16 protein-coding genes and 1 tRNA gene are annotated in these 13,065 nt (G+C 43.8%); 7 read left to right on the top strand and 10 right to left on the bottom strand.

Going from position 1 to position 13,065, the window contains the following annotated elements:
* Window positions 1-249 (top strand): transposase (locus ACS8FD_RS02045; RefSeq protein WP_439274212.1); only part of this gene is annotated, 249 nt, incomplete at its 5' end.
* A gap of 118 nt (window positions 250-367) precedes the next feature.
* Here ACS8FD_RS02045 and ACS8FD_RS02050 read toward each other — a convergent pair.
* The gene (locus tag ACS8FD_RS02050; RefSeq protein WP_439274213.1) at window positions 368-616 is read right to left on the bottom strand and encodes a YdcH family protein; all 249 of its coding nucleotides are present in this window, start codon (window positions 614-616) and stop codon (window positions 368-370) included.
* A 451-nt stretch (window positions 617-1,067) separates the two neighbouring features.
* On the opposite strand from ACS8FD_RS02050, the gene ahpF reads away from it, so the two are divergent.
* A complete protein-coding gene (gene ahpF / locus ACS8FD_RS02055) occupies window positions 1,068-2,654 on the top strand; it encodes an alkyl hydroperoxide reductase subunit F (RefSeq protein WP_439274214.1) in 1,587 nt (528 codons plus the stop codon).
* Between the two features lie 79 nt (window positions 2,655-2,733).
* Here ahpF and ACS8FD_RS02060 read toward each other — a convergent pair whose 3' ends face one another.
* The 5 genes from ACS8FD_RS02060 to ACS8FD_RS02080 form a co-directional block, all read right to left on the bottom strand.
* Window positions 2,734-3,609 (bottom strand): bile acid:sodium symporter family protein, encoded by an 876-nt coding sequence (locus ACS8FD_RS02060; protein WP_439274215.1) that lies wholly within the window; start codon window positions 3,607-3,609, stop codon window positions 2,734-2,736.
* 582 nt (window positions 3,610-4,191) lie between these two features.
* A complete protein-coding gene (locus ACS8FD_RS02065; RefSeq protein WP_439274216.1) occupies window positions 4,192-4,524 on the bottom strand; it encodes a protein tyrosine phosphatase family protein in 333 nt (110 codons plus the stop codon).
* Between the two features lie 104 nt (window positions 4,525-4,628).
* Window positions 4,629-4,955: a protein tyrosine phosphatase family protein gene (locus ACS8FD_RS02070; protein WP_439274217.1), complete on the bottom strand. Its 327-nt coding sequence runs from the start codon at window positions 4,953-4,955 to the stop codon at window positions 4,629-4,631.
* 142 nt (window positions 4,956-5,097) lie between these two features.
* A complete protein-coding gene (locus tag ACS8FD_RS02075; RefSeq protein ID WP_439274218.1) occupies window positions 5,098-6,807 on the bottom strand; it encodes a SulP family inorganic anion transporter in 1,710 nt (569 codons plus the stop codon).
* Window positions 6,808-6,884: 77 nt separating this feature from the next.
* Entirely contained in the window at window positions 6,885-7,199 is a 315-nt protein-coding gene (locus tag ACS8FD_RS02080; protein ID WP_439274219.1) for an ArsR/SmtB family transcription factor, read from the bottom strand.
* Between the two features lie 348 nt (window positions 7,200-7,547).
* Between ACS8FD_RS02080 and ACS8FD_RS02085 the strand changes: the two genes are divergently transcribed.
* The 4 genes from ACS8FD_RS02085 (at window position 7,548) to trxC (ending at window position 9,921) form a co-directional block, all read left to right on the top strand.
* The gene (locus ACS8FD_RS02085) at window positions 7,548-8,414 is read left to right on the top strand and encodes an MBL fold metallo-hydrolase (RefSeq protein ID WP_439274220.1); all 867 of its coding nucleotides are present in this window, start codon (window positions 7,548-7,550) and stop codon (window positions 8,412-8,414) included.
* A 55-nt stretch (window positions 8,415-8,469) separates the two neighbouring features.
* Complete coding sequence (locus ACS8FD_RS02090) at window positions 8,470-8,652, top strand: YgaP family membrane protein (protein WP_439274221.1); 183 nt, start codon at window positions 8,470-8,472, stop codon at window positions 8,650-8,652.
* Window positions 8,653-8,762: 110 nt separating this feature from the next.
* Window positions 8,763-9,383, top strand: coding sequence for a class I SAM-dependent methyltransferase (locus ACS8FD_RS02095; RefSeq protein WP_439274222.1), 621 nt, complete (start codon window positions 8,763-8,765; stop codon window positions 9,381-9,383).
* A gap of 103 nt (window positions 9,384-9,486) precedes the next feature.
* A complete protein-coding gene (gene trxC, locus ACS8FD_RS02100; RefSeq protein ID WP_439274223.1) occupies window positions 9,487-9,921 on the top strand; it encodes a thioredoxin TrxC in 435 nt (144 codons plus the stop codon).
* A gap of 122 nt (window positions 9,922-10,043) precedes the next feature.
* Here trxC and ACS8FD_RS02105 read toward each other — a convergent pair whose 3' ends face one another.
* The 4 genes from ACS8FD_RS02105 to ACS8FD_RS02120 all read right to left on the bottom strand — a co-directional run bounded on the left by ACS8FD_RS02105 (window position 10,044) and on the right by ACS8FD_RS02120 (window position 12,322).
* Complete coding sequence (locus ACS8FD_RS02105; protein ID WP_439274224.1) at window positions 10,044-10,445, bottom strand: hypothetical protein; 402 nt, start codon at window positions 10,443-10,445, stop codon at window positions 10,044-10,046.
* Window positions 10,446-10,529: 84 nt separating this feature from the next.
* The gene (locus ACS8FD_RS02110; protein WP_439274225.1) at window positions 10,530-10,889 is read right to left on the bottom strand and encodes a SirB2 family protein; all 360 of its coding nucleotides are present in this window, start codon (window positions 10,887-10,889) and stop codon (window positions 10,530-10,532) included.
* Window positions 10,890-10,963: 74 nt separating this feature from the next.
* Window positions 10,964-11,293 (bottom strand): BolA family protein, encoded by a 330-nt coding sequence (locus tag ACS8FD_RS02115; RefSeq protein ID WP_439274226.1) that lies wholly within the window; start codon window positions 11,291-11,293, stop codon window positions 10,964-10,966.
* 216 nt (window positions 11,294-11,509) lie between these two features.
* Entirely contained in the window at window positions 11,510-12,322 is an 813-nt protein-coding gene (locus ACS8FD_RS02120) for a M48 family metallopeptidase (protein WP_439274227.1), read from the bottom strand.
* Between the two features lie 430 nt (window positions 12,323-12,752).
* Here ACS8FD_RS02120 and ACS8FD_RS02125 point away from each other — a divergent pair.
* A tRNA-Gly gene (locus ACS8FD_RS02125) sits at window positions 12,753-12,827 on the top strand.
* The last annotated feature ends 238 nt before the right edge of the window (window positions 12,828-13,065 follow it).

Consider the following 13,065-nt stretch of genomic DNA (forward strand, 5'->3'; position numbering starts at 1 on the left):
AACAAGACGCTTAAACAGCATGGTATTAAGCAAAGTATGAGCAGAAAAGGCAACTGCTTAGATAATGCACTGATGGAGGGGTTCTTCGGTACGCTGAAGTGCGAGACGATTTATATTGAAAAACCGAAAACGATTGAGCAGTTAGAGAAACAGATTCATGAGTATATGCATTATTACAATCATGAGCGTATTCAACTCAAACTAAAAGGACTGAGTCCTGTGCAATACAGAACTCAGTCCTTGTTATAAAATAAACCGTCCAACATTTGGGGGTCAGTTCAATCAGCATAGTTTGATGAGGGCTTTTTTATCTTTATTTGCTGTTCTTTATGACTGGGAAAAGGTCTTTATTGGTCTTGAGTCATCATTAAGCGTGTGACTGTAATTTGTTCTTATCAATGACTCTATAAATCTCATCTTTAAGCTGCAGCTTTCGTCGTTTCATCTGCTCAATTTTATCGTCCCAGCTCGCTTGTGTGACGCGGTCTTTCTCCAGCCTATTAATTTGCTCATCGAGCTGGGTATGCTCATCAAATATCACCGCGAAGTGGCTGTCTTTTTGTCTAAGCTCGTCAATAATTTCTCTATTATCTTGCAGGGTATCAGTCTTTCTCATGTTTTCATCCTTGTTAGTAAGCGTGAAGTCGTCATAAACGACTATTGACGCATAGTGATTAAAACCATTAATGAATTTAAGACTCTAGAGCGCTAAGAGTTACGGTCATAAAAGCACTTCATTTAGAAGATTGATTGCTTTTAAAATCAGTCATTTCTCTTATCACCTCTTCGATTGTAGCGAAATAAAAGGCTAGGTTCTAGGGTGATTTATCAATAATAGGTTTAAATTACTATATGATATACGTCTTATGATTTGTTTTATAAAACATATAGTTTGGCTTTATCCGCTTGTTCATGGCTCTAAAACGTCCGATAATAGCTTTATCAAAAGTTAGTAGCCTAAGGGTGGCAGTGTATTAGCGAGCTAAAATTAAAGCCTAATTAAGCCCGATACTCTAACTTTAACCGAATGAAATCAGTATTTTTATATTATAAAAAGAGGATTAACCATGATAGACCAAAGTTTATTAGACGCGGTGAAAAGCTATAGCGAAAATATGACTCGTCCTATTAGTTTTGTTTTGGGTACAGGCGAGCACGAAAAACGTAGCGAGCTAGTCGACTTTTTAACTAAGATAGCCGGAACAACTGATAAGATTAATTTTGAGCTGGACCAAGCGGATTATATCGATAGCAGCTTACCAAGCCCAATCAGTTTTGCGGTGCGTAGCCATGCCGATGGCGCTATAGTAGATAACGGTATCGTCTTTAGTGGTATTCCAGGCGGTCACGAGTTTACTTCGCTTATCTTAGCGATACTGCAGGCCGGTGGTCATACGCTTAAGCTTGATGAAGGCATCCAGAAACTAGTGAAGCGCTTTAATAAACCGCTACAGTTTCAGACTTATGTGTCACTCTCTTGCCACAGTTGCCCAGAAGTGGTGCAAGCGTTGAACCAGTTCGCCATACTGAACGATGATATCAGTAACGAGATGATCGATGGCGCGCTATTCCAAGAGCAAGTAGAAGCCAATAATATCCAAGGCGTACCGGCGGTTTTCTTAAACGGTAAGCCTTTTGCTAATGGCCTTATTGATACCGCTAAACTGATCGAGAAGTTACAAGAGCAGTTCCCTGACTTATTAAGCGAAGGTAGCGATGATAGCGAGCAATTAGAGCAGCAAGACGTCACTATCATCGGTGCCGGTCCTGCTGGGGTTGCCGCAGCCATTTATACTGCGCGTAAGGGTCTAAAAGTGACCATGGTTGCCGATCGTATTGGTGGTCAGGTTAAAGATACGCAGGACATCGAGAACTTAATCTCGGTGCCTTTGACTACAGGCACGCACTTATCAGCGGACTTTGAGAAGCATCTACAAGAGTATAATATTACCCTTAAGCAGCATGTAACGGTCAAAGAGATCGATGAGACTGAGGAAGAAAACTACAGCATCCATCTTAATACTGGCGAGCAGTTTGAAACCCGTAGTATTATCCTTGCGACTGGTGCGCAGTGGCGTAAGCTTGGCGTCCCTGGTGAGGAAGAAAACATCGGTAAAGGCGTAGCTTACTGTGCGCACTGTGATGGTCCTTTCTTTAAAGATAAAGACATCTCAGTGATCGGCGGTGGTAACTCAGGTATCGAAGCGGCGCTTGATTTGGCCGGTATCGTCAAGCACGTCACCGTTCTAGAATTCGCTGAAGAATTAAAAGCCGATCAGGTACTCATTAATAAAGCCAAAGAGAAAGACAATATCGAATTCATCACTAGCGCGGCAACGCAAGAGATCAAAGCCACTGATGGTAAAGTCAGCTCTATCGTCTTTGAAGATCGTAGTACAGGCGAGACCCATGAGCGTGATTTGGCAGGGGTGTTTGTACAGATTGGCTTAGTACCGAACACGGAGTTTATCAAAGGCTTTGTCGATCTAAACCGCTTTGGCGAGATTGAGATTGACGAAAAATGCCGTACCGATCGCAAAGGTATCTTTGCTTGTGGTGATGTCACGACGGTGCCGTTTAAGCAGATTAATATTGCTATGGGTGAAGGTTCGAAAGCCGCTTTGAGCGCTTTTGAGTATTTGGTCATGCAATAAATGTACATTTAATCAACTGAGCAAACCAGCAAAAAGACCACCTCATATATGAGGTGGTCTTTTTTTATGGGCGTTCATTTTAACCCGGTTTAAGCTGGTTTTTATTGCGAATCATAGCAATGACTGGGAGAGCGACTAGGTACATCAGCACGCCATACACCGCAGCAGGCAAAGCGATAGCTGGCAGACCCGCTGCTGTTCCCATAATGATGGGTGCAAGCGTAATGGCCGTGGTACTGTTTTGAATGCTGGTTTCTATAGAGATAGTTTTAGTATCGAACCAATTTAGCTTGAAGGCTCTAGCTATCACCATACTCAGCGCAAATAAGATGACGATAATAGCGATAAGCTCGAAGCCGATTGCCGTCGCTTGTGATTTGAGTAGTGCCCAGTTAGAGGCCACTGCCGCTAAGACCACTAGCACAAATAATAGACTAGCAATAGCGTTTAGGATATTGCCTCTGCGCTCCATAAAGCCTGTGAATTTGCGGCGAGCCAACATACCTAAAGTGACGGGTAGGGTGGTCAATAAGAACATCACCAGCCCGATCTTCAGCGCGCTAATAGAGCCGGCTTGATCTTGCATGAAGTAATCAAACGCTAAGGTAATCAGTATGGGTAGCGTGACGACTGATAATAAACTGACGACGCCGGTAAGCGCGATAGAGAGCGCTACATTACCTTTGGCATAATAGGTCAGCATGTTACTGGTCACACCGCCCGGACAGAAGCTAATAAGCATAATGCCGAAGGCGATAGTTGGCGGCGGCATAGTGATTAATACTACTGCTAAAGCGACTAATGGTACTAAGATAACTTGATTCACTAGCCCGACAAAAAAAGCTTTGGGATAAGCGCTGATGACCTTGAAATCGCTTAATTTTAGCCCTGTGCCTAAAGTGAACATAATGTAAGCAAGCGCTAACGGCAATAGCGCTAAGGCGATATTATTCATAAAACAGTCCTTGTAAGATCACTTATCGTATGCGACTGAAGATAACACAAGCAAATAGCATTTTACTAGGGTCTGTTGAACATTCACAAGAAGGCACTGCTGATAACTAAAATGGTTCTAGTCTAGGTAAAAATCGCAGGTAATGCAGATGCCTCGGCTAGATTTTTACAACGAATAGAGCGATTTTAGTATCAGCTCGTAGAGACAGGACTCTTTTTTGCCGCTCCTTTGCTAAAAATATCCGCTTAGAATGACTAAACTAGATATTTTTACCTTTGAATCGTCTAAAAAATAGTCTCTGTCAGTGCCACGGTCGAATGTTCAACAGACCCTAATACTATCCTTGTTTTATTCGTTCTAGAGCTTTATAGCGTATATCAAATTCTATCTTGCGTGCTATGAAAAGCGTGAGTGATCTCAAATAGTCTTGCTTTGATTGTCTAACCTTTAATTGCTTAATATTTATCAAGCCATAAAACAAGTATCAAGTAATAAAAAACGCCCATTCAGATTTGAAAGGGCGTTTTTATGTTCAGGTGTAGAGTTAGGTTATCTTAGTCATTAAGCATTAGTCATCAAGCATTAGTCATCTAACAAATCCATCTGCTTAGCCGCTTCATAAATGCCTGTTGAGCGATTACCGGTACGGCAGAATATTAAGATCGGCTGCTCAGCTTGATTAAAAAAGTCTGCAAATTCTTCCACGTGGTTTTGATTGAGCTCACTACCGGCAAATGATACCTCTTTATAGGCCAGCCCTGCCTCCTTTGCAGCGGCCTCAATATCAGCACTGGTTGGTTGGTTGGGCTCTTCACCATCAGGACGATTGTTAATAATGGTTTTAAAGCCATTTTCGGCGATCATAGGGACTTGATCAGGCGTGATTTGACCGGTAATGCTGATTTCGTGGCTCATACGAGCTCCTTTTTTATTGTCTGTATAGAGGGTTTAGTGGCTTGGAAATTGAGTAAATAGGGTAGGATGAAACGCTTTGGAATAAAAGATAAGCTATGTAACGTTTATAGCAGACCTTGCATCAAAGCGCTTTGATATAAGAGTTTGGCGCGCGCGCCTGTCCCACAAAACATCAATATTGGTTTGGGGAAGGCGTGATAAAAGCTAGCAAATTGCTCAACCGTCAGCTTACTTAGACGCTCATCATCGAATGGCAAATGCTGATAAGCTAAATTGGCTTGCTGACTAGCACTTGCTAAATCAAGGCTCGTCGGCTGTGTGATATGCTCATCATCAGGGCGAATATTGATGACTGAGCGATAGCCTAGCTGGGCAAGCTTCGCGCATTGCGATGGATATATTTGCTTATAAATCGTAAGGTTGTCAGTCATAAATTCGGTCGGTTGTCTCAAGAAAGTTAAAAGGGTCTAAACGTGGTCAGTCACGGTTTATTGTAAAGCGATATGCACTGTAAATATAAGAGATAAGACTATAATAACAATAAAGTATGGTTATTACTAAAAAATTGAATGATTACAGATCTTTTAGAGCAGTTACCGCCGCGTTGGTGCTCAAGAATACTTGCCCTGATAGCTCAGTAATCAATGGCGTATGCTCAATCTTATCCATTACAGGGCCTTTGATAAAGCTAAAATGCAGATGCTTATTATCAGCGGCAAGCTCTCTGTTTAAGGTAATCAGCATCTCTTGCGCGGTAAGATCAATATGATTGACTGCTGACATAATTAAGATAATCTCATGCGCGTCGCTATAGTCTTTGGTCGCTTGCAGAATGCGGCGATGAATAGAGTCAGTATTACCAAAGAACAAACTCTCATCGATACGGATCATCAATAGATGCTCATAAGTGACGACGCTATGGCGGTGGATATTGCGAAAGTGCCCGGTCTCTGCCAGTTGACCGACGATAGCTACGTGCGGATGACTTGATTGCCAAATCAGGCTAGCAAAGGACACCATTAAGCCGATAACTAGACCCGTATTAAGACCAAATATCAATACCCCTGCGAATGCTGCAATAAAGCTAGCAGCATCCAAGCGATCGCGCTGCCAAGCGGATTTTAAGGTTGCGATATCTATTAGACCGATAATAGAGGCCATAATAATTGCGCCAAGAATCGCATAAGGTAGGGGTGCAAGTACATGACCAAAGAATATTAAAGCCGCGACCATCACCGCGACCGTTACGAAGCTTGCCAGCTGAGTCTTAGCACCTGAGTCGGCATTAATCGCCGTGCGTGAAAAGCCGCCAGCTACTGCAAAGCTCTGGAACAGGCCGCCTGCAATATTCGCCAGTCCCAAGCCGATCAGCTCGCGGTTGGCATCGAAGCTCTCATCGCGCAATCGCGCATAGGTACTGGCAACCGAGCTACTAGAAACGAACACGATCAGCGCCATCAGTCCTGCGGTTGGTAGCAGATTAGCTGCTTCACGAAAGTCTGGCAGATGCGGTAGCGTCAAGCTTGGTAAGCCTTGCGGAATGCTACCGATGGTGTCGACGTTATGAGCGGACCAGTGACCGACCACGCTGAGTACAATAGCGATTATTAATAAAATAAGCGGAAACAAGCGTTCAGCCCACTTGGCATAGTCCGCCGATAGCCAAGAGCGCCAAAGCCACTTGCCGCCATAACGATTAGCGACTAGTAATACAAAGGAGACGACACCAATAGCTAAGGTCAGCGGGTGCAGCTGCTGCGCAAACTGCTGTAAGCTGGATAAGTAACCTATCAAGCTATTACCAGTGACTGGGATAGCGGTGAGGTATTTGAGCTGACTGACAAAGATGAGTACTGCCGCGCCGCTGATAAAGCCTGCGGAGACACCGCGGCTGATGAATTGCATAATCCAGCCAAGCTTTAGCCAACCTGCAATCCATAATAACGCGCCTACCATTAGGGCGAGCAGGCTTGCCATCAGTACATATTGCTCAGGCCCTTGATCGCCATAAGTATTCAAAGCACTAGCGGTCATAATCGCAGTGATCGCCACGGGACCGACCGCTTGTACATTGCTCGAGCCGATCCACGCATAAACGATAACGGGCACGATAGCCGCGTATAAACCATACACAGGGGGTAGGCCGGCGAGCACCGCATAACCTAAGCTTTGCGGAATGACTAAGATTCCGACTACCAGTCCGGCAATCACATCAGCAGGTAAAGCGGCAAGCGAGTAGTGACGCAGCCAAGCGGGTATTAGACGGGTGGCAATAGAGGCCATATCAGTACGCCATTATCCTAATCTCTGTTCAACAAGCTCTAATATGAAATTGATAGCTATCAAGGGTTTAGCGGGTCTTAGTCGTCTTTAGCACAAAAGCGCTGATATAGTAGCTGCAATACCGCCAAAGCATCCTCGCTTGCAATACGGTAGTAAATTTGCTTACCTTCGCGGCGCGTCGCTACTAGCTCGTCTTTACGCAGGATGCCAAGTTGCTGCGATAGGCTCGGTTGACCGACACCGACTAAAGTCTCAAGCTCGCTTACGCAGTACTCGCCCTGGGTTAATTGACAAAGTAATAATAAGCGATCGGGGTGCGATAGTGACTTGAGCAACTGGCTAGCTTGCTGTGAGGACTGCTGCATCTGTTTGGCTAAGTCAATAGCTGCCAAATCCTGCGTGGAAGCATCCGTTATATGGTTCGATGACCTCTTATCTAAGGTAGAAGTAGTCAGAGTAATCTCCTTGGGATATCACGATTATCTTATTGATAGAAATTTTGGCCATATGACTACTATAGTAGCTGGTAAAGGCTAGTAATGTCTGGCCGTCATCAAAGATTAGTTATCAGTATTCTAACATTCAATAAGCTCAGACGCTTTATAATAAACTATATTATCATAAATTACATTATATAAATTTATAAATAGTGGTATGGATGTTATATTAGGACTATAGAGTTAAGCGTTATAAAGACAATAAATTCTTAATAAATGAATCATCAATAAAACGAGGTAAGCATGCAAGTACATTCTTTTTTACATCAGGATACCGAAACTTATACTCATGTCTTAGCGGATAGCGATCAGCAGCTATGTGCGATTGTCGATCCGGTATTGGACTTTGATGCCAAGTCGGGTAGGACGCGCACAGACAGCATCGATGAAGTGCTTGAGTTCATACGTAGTAAGGATTGGCAGCTGGTTTATATTATCGAAACTCATGCTCATGCCGATCACTTATCCGCAGCCATTCATGTTAAAGAAGCGCTTGGCGGCCAGTTAGTCATCGGCAAATATATCACTGAGGTACAAAAAATATTTAAGCAAGTCTATAACTTCGATACCAGCTTTCGCACCGATGCCAGCCAGTTCGATATCTTGACCGATGAAGATAGTGTTTTACAGTTAGGTGGTATCGAGATAAGCGTTCTACACGTCCCAGGGCATACGCCTGCGGATATGGCTTATGTGGCTACTGATAATGAAAAGAGCGTAGTGTTTGTCGGCGATACGATCTTTGCCCCAGACGTGGGCACGGCTCGTTGTGATTTCCCAGGCGGCGATGCCAAGACGCTCTACCGTTCTATCCAAAAGCTCTTGTCTCTACCAGAGGATACGATGATTTATCTGTGTCATGACTATCCTAGTCAAGGTAGGCAGCATTGTCCTAGTACCACTGTTGCTGCGCAAAAGCTAGGCAACATTCATGTCAAAAACGGGATCAATGAAGCGGAGTTTGTGCAGATGCGTGAGCGCCGTGATGCCACCCTTGCCATGCCAAGACTGATTATACCCTCGGTACAAGTCAATATTGATGCCGGGCGTTTTCCAGAGCCTGAGGTCAATGGCGTTCGCTATCTAAAAGTGCCTATTAATGCGTTATAGCTTCTAATATGTTATAGCGTCGTCATATCCATTTTATTATCTTAAGGAGTAAGTTATGAAAATTAATGTGGGTCGTACCGATAGAACGATACGTATCATCGCGGGTGTAGTCATTATTGCGTTAGGGTTTTATTATCAAAGCTTATGGGGCATTATTGGCTTGATACCCCTGCTTACCGGTTTATTCCGCTCTTGCGTGCTTTATTCCTTGCTGGGTATCAATACTTGTAAGGTATAGTTATAGCCTTATTCATCTGCGGTACTCATAAGCCATCAACTATATAGTAATGGTAAAGGTATAGACTATAATTATATGATTGTTGATAACCCTCATATAAGGAAAAATCTATGAATATCTATCAGCAGTATGTACTACCCAAGATGATCGATATGGCGTGCGGTACGGGTCAAGTGATGAAAGCGCGCGCCAAAATCGTGCCACAAGCGACAGGGGAGGTGCTAGAGATTGGCATCGGTAGCGGTCTTAATCTAGAATTTTATGATGCCAGTCAAGTAACTTCTATTATCGGCATTGATCCTGCTGCGCAAATGCAGACGTTGGCATATAAACGGGCGGAGCAGATTGATATTCCTGTCGAGACCATCGCCGCGGATATCTATGGCATTGATGCAGAGCGCGCGCGTTTTGATACTATCGTGATGACCTTTACCTTATGCAGCATTGAGGATCCGATACCGGCGCTCAAAGAGATGGCAAGGGTACTCAAACCTCAAGGTCGGCTGCTGTTTTGTGAGCATGGTCTCGCGCCAGATGCGAGCGTAGAGCGTTGGCAGCGCCGTCTGACACCACTATGGAAACCTATGGCAGGCGGCTGTCATCTAGACCGTGATATCGCCGCGCTGATTACAGCGGGCGGCTTTAGTATCGAGGATTTAAACAAAGAATACTTACCTGGACCAAAACCTATGAGTTATGTCTATAGTGGCTCGGCTAAGAAAAAGCTATAGAAGAAGCGATTTTAAAAAATTAAAATAATAATTCGAGCTAAGCTTTGTCATTTGCAGTATAAACAAATCACAGAAAAGATAATAAATAAAAGAGGATTATTTTATGAGTACCGAGAGTTTGCATATCGTTTGCCCCAATTGCCAAGCGACCAATCGTCTGCCAAGGGATCGTCTCAGCGCTGCGCCCAATTGTGGTAAATGCGCAGAGCCCTTATTGACCAATAGCCCGCAGGAGTTAACCGCGCAAACGGTCAAGAAAGTCATTCAAAAAAATGAAGTGTTAACGGTAGTAGACTTCTGGGCCAGCTGGTGTCAGCCTTGCTTGATGATGGCGCCGCAATTTAAAGAGGCCGCTGTTCAACTGCCGCAAGTGGTGTTTGCCAAGATTCAAACTGATAAATACGAACAAGCAGCTGCGCCTTATAACATTCGTAGTCTACCGACGATGGTAGCTTTCCGAGGGGGCAAAGAGCTCGCTCGGCAGTCAGGCGCGCTGCCTAGGGATCAGATTGTACAGTGGGTGCAAAGTTTGCAATGAAAAGGTCTATAACTAGATTACCAGCAATAAGAAAGCCAATACGCTCATCACGTGTTGGCTTTTTAATGCGGGCGCTAAGTTATTTATAGCGCTTTAGCTGCGGCTATTAAAAGAGCAAAGTATTACTCACCATAAATCTTAATACCATTCGCGAAGCTACAGCGTTTTATACGCGCTGTCTGAATGATAGCGTCAGCTTCGCCGTATAGACGCGATAGCTTAGCATCACGCGCTTTATTATCGTTACTTCTACCAACGCCAAAGCTGATATTAGGCGAGATACCCCAGCGCCCAGCAGAGACACCAACGCCGACCCCTGATGCAGATAGGGTAGATTGCTGCTTTTGCGTAGCGTTAACATAGCGCTCAACGCGATTGTACTCTTGAGCGAGCGCTTGGCAGTCATAGCTCTGATAAGTGCTTGGCGGTACATATTGCGGAGTGAGATTGCCACTGGTTGCACAGCCTGAAAGAGTAAAAATGCCAGCGGTTGCCAGTAATGCCGTTGCGGTAAAGGTTTTCATAAAAACTCCGTTAAACCAGTAGGAGGTATTTAAGATAGCAAATATAAAGCGTCTATGATATTAAAAAGAGCGCATCCACTGATATTAAAACAAATTACTGGGTTTTGCGTAAGCTAAGATAACAATCCCTATATACGCGACACCAGCGATAAGAATACCGACTTTACTTTGACTAGGCGCAGCATTGACGTTGAAGGCTTTGACGCTAGCGCTGATCGCCGCGACTAACAATATAATTTTGGCAAATACCCACTGTACTGGTGCATTGACACTCATCAGCTGCATTAGCATCCAAGCACCTGAGAGTATCACTAAGGCGTATAAAATATGGTTGGCAATCTTCACCGGACGCGGCGCGCGTCTATTGGCGCTCAACACCAAAAAGCTCTGGTAGATAAATAACCCAATTAATATAAATACCAGTAGCGTATGCAGATGTTTCATTGAATTCTATTCCTTGTAGGGTAACAGCCATTGTTAGTCAGTCAGTCTGAGCTAATTTAACACAGTGATAGCGCTTATTTATTTTGGCCGGCACATAGTGGGCTCTCAGGGCTTTGGGTTTGCTGTTGCCATTCAGTAGGGGTATAAGCGTGAATCGCTAGTGCATGCACAGTGCCGCCTTGAGAGGTCAGTAGCGGATCTACTAGCTGATAGACGAGCTGATGGCGCGCGACCAAACGCTTAGCTGTAAAAGCTTCACTAACTATTGTCAGCTTAAAATGACTCTCTTTACCCTCAAAGTAACCGGCGTGATTCATAGATTCATTGATCAGGTCCAGATACTGTGGCTGTAAATCCTGTAGCGCTTCTTTAAGGGCGATAGCAGTAGGTGCGGTAGTCGTCATAACAGTCCTTCAACAGTCAGTAATGTGTAGATTTGATAAGTAGGTAACAAAAAACAGAGAAAGCTATTATAACAGAGCAAAGCTAGCAAATGCTAAACGCTGTCTGTCGTTGTAGAGCCGTAGGATACTGCGTTTTATCATAAAAAACACGCGCCATAAAAAACAGGGCATGAATATATATTCAAACCCTGTTATTAAGGCGGTTAACATTGATAATTAACGGCGCGCTTTTTGATACAGTGGCATCACTTTAGGCATTAACGCTTGCATCTGCGAGATTCGTGTACCACTAGTCGGGTGAGTGCTTAAGAACTGTGGTGGCTCGCCTTGGCTAGCACGTTGCATTTTTTGCCATAGCGTAATAGCCGCTTGTGGGTTGTAGCCAGCACGTGCCATTAGCTCAAGTCCGATTTGGTCGGCCTCAGACTCTTGGGTGCGGCTATGCGGACGGCTCAAACCTAGATCACCTGCGAGACCAGCTAGCTGTGCTTGACCTTGCGAGAGACCAAAGACACTTGCAGCAAGCCCGATACCTGTCTGAGTCGCGTATTCACGCGAGATACGTTCACGTGAGTGCTCACGCAGCGCGTGGGAGATCTCATGACCCATGATAGCAGCAATCTCATCATCGGTTAAGTTGAGACGATCGATAATGCCAGAATAAAATAAGATTTTCCCGCCTGGTAATACCGAAGCATTAAGCTGTTTTGACTTAATAGTATGCACTTCCCAGTTCCACTGAGCAGCGTCAGGGCGATAGACACTTACTTGACCTACCAGACGATTGGCAATTCTTTTTAGACGTTGAAGCTGCGCTGGATTGGTGTCCAAAACTCTCTCTTGACGGGCTTTTTGTAGTACTTGATTATAGCTTTTAGCAGAAAGTTGCAGCACTTCTTCATCAGACACTAGTAACAGCTGCTGACGATCGACGCCCACAGCACCTGTGCTAGTGGTACTCGTGCAGCCAACAAGTCCAAGTGTCGATAATGAGACCGCCATCAGTGACGTAGTAAGCAATTTTTTCATAATAAACATCCTCGCTGTTAATAATTAATACTAATGATTAAAGTTAAAATGAAACAAATATAAAGCCAAGCGTATCTAATCTAATCCGAGATATGCAATAGTATAATAAGCCTACTGCAACAAGACCAGTGCAGTAAAAGTAACATTACTACGTGCAAATGTAAGTAAATCTCTAGTATAAGCAATATATGATAGTTGGGCAGCGCCTAAGGATTATAAAAAAATCACAGCTAAACCTAAAAGATGCGTTGATGAATAATCGCTAAATTATCAACTAGATAATCGAACACCTGTTAATTTAGGAATGACAAAAGCCATAAAAATGAGTAAAATTCAAAAATATATATTGACACCGGCAAAATAGTTGCTAAAATAGCCAACCTATCGAGACGTAGTAATTAATATTAATTAATGATACGCTTTGATCTATGCGGGATTAGCTCAGTGGTAGAGCATAACCTTGCCAAGGTTGGGGTCGAGAGTTCGAATCTCTTATCCCGCTCCAAATATGGCTACTATATCTTATAGATATTATCTGTAAGATAGATAGCAAAAACCCTCACTATTATATCAATAGTGAGGGTTTTTTTTGTCTGCATGTTGCGGATTTTTTTTGAAAGCAGTCTGATATGAAAATAATGAGAAGCAATACTGAAAAGTGCTAAGGTTACAAAAGTCAGTCAACTGGCTACATCTACTTGAGGTTAGCAGGGCATAATTAATGAATGACCTTTAAGGCGATA

This window comes from Psychrobacter sp. 1U2 (assembly GCF_051847575.1).

What these genes read in the sequence shown, in the direction of transcription:
- ACS8FD_RS02050 (WP_439274213.1), bottom strand. Translation starts at nt 616, where the DNA reads ATGAGAAAGACTGATACCCTGCAAGATAATAGAGAAATTATTGACGAG.
- ahpF (WP_439274214.1), top strand. Translation starts at nt 1,068, where the DNA reads ATGATAGACCAAAGTTTATTAGACGCGGTGAAAAGCTATAGCGAAAAT.
- ACS8FD_RS02060 (WP_439274215.1), bottom strand. Translation starts at nt 3,609, where the DNA reads ATGAATAATATCGCCTTAGCGCTATTGCCGTTAGCGCTTGCTTACATT.
- ACS8FD_RS02065 (WP_439274216.1), bottom strand. Translation starts at nt 4,524, where the DNA reads ATGAGCCACGAAATCAGCATTACCGGTCAAATCACGCCTGATCAAGTC.
- ACS8FD_RS02070 (WP_439274217.1), bottom strand. Translation starts at nt 4,955, where the DNA reads ATGACTGACAACCTTACGATTTATAAGCAAATATATCCATCGCAATGC.
- ACS8FD_RS02075 (WP_439274218.1), bottom strand. Translation starts at nt 6,807, where the DNA reads ATGGCCTCTATTGCCACCCGTCTAATACCCGCTTGGCTGCGTCACTAC.
- ACS8FD_RS02085 (WP_439274220.1), top strand. Translation starts at nt 7,548, where the DNA reads ATGCAAGTACATTCTTTTTTACATCAGGATACCGAAACTTATACTCAT.
- ACS8FD_RS02090 (WP_439274221.1), top strand. Translation starts at nt 8,470, where the DNA reads ATGAAAATTAATGTGGGTCGTACCGATAGAACGATACGTATCATCGCG.
- ACS8FD_RS02095 (WP_439274222.1), top strand. Translation starts at nt 8,763, where the DNA reads ATGAATATCTATCAGCAGTATGTACTACCCAAGATGATCGATATGGCG.
- trxC (WP_439274223.1), top strand. Translation starts at nt 9,487, where the DNA reads ATGAGTACCGAGAGTTTGCATATCGTTTGCCCCAATTGCCAAGCGACC.
- ACS8FD_RS02105 (WP_439274224.1), bottom strand. Translation starts at nt 10,445, where the DNA reads ATGAAAACCTTTACCGCAACGGCATTACTGGCAACCGCTGGCATTTTT.
- ACS8FD_RS02110 (WP_439274225.1), bottom strand. Translation starts at nt 10,889, where the DNA reads ATGAAACATCTGCATACGCTACTGGTATTTATATTAATTGGGTTATTT.
- ACS8FD_RS02115 (WP_439274226.1), bottom strand. Translation starts at nt 11,293, where the DNA reads ATGACGACTACCGCACCTACTGCTATCGCCCTTAAAGAAGCGCTACAG.
- ACS8FD_RS02120 (WP_439274227.1), bottom strand. Translation starts at nt 12,322, where the DNA reads ATGAAAAAATTGCTTACTACGTCACTGATGGCGGTCTCATTATCGACA.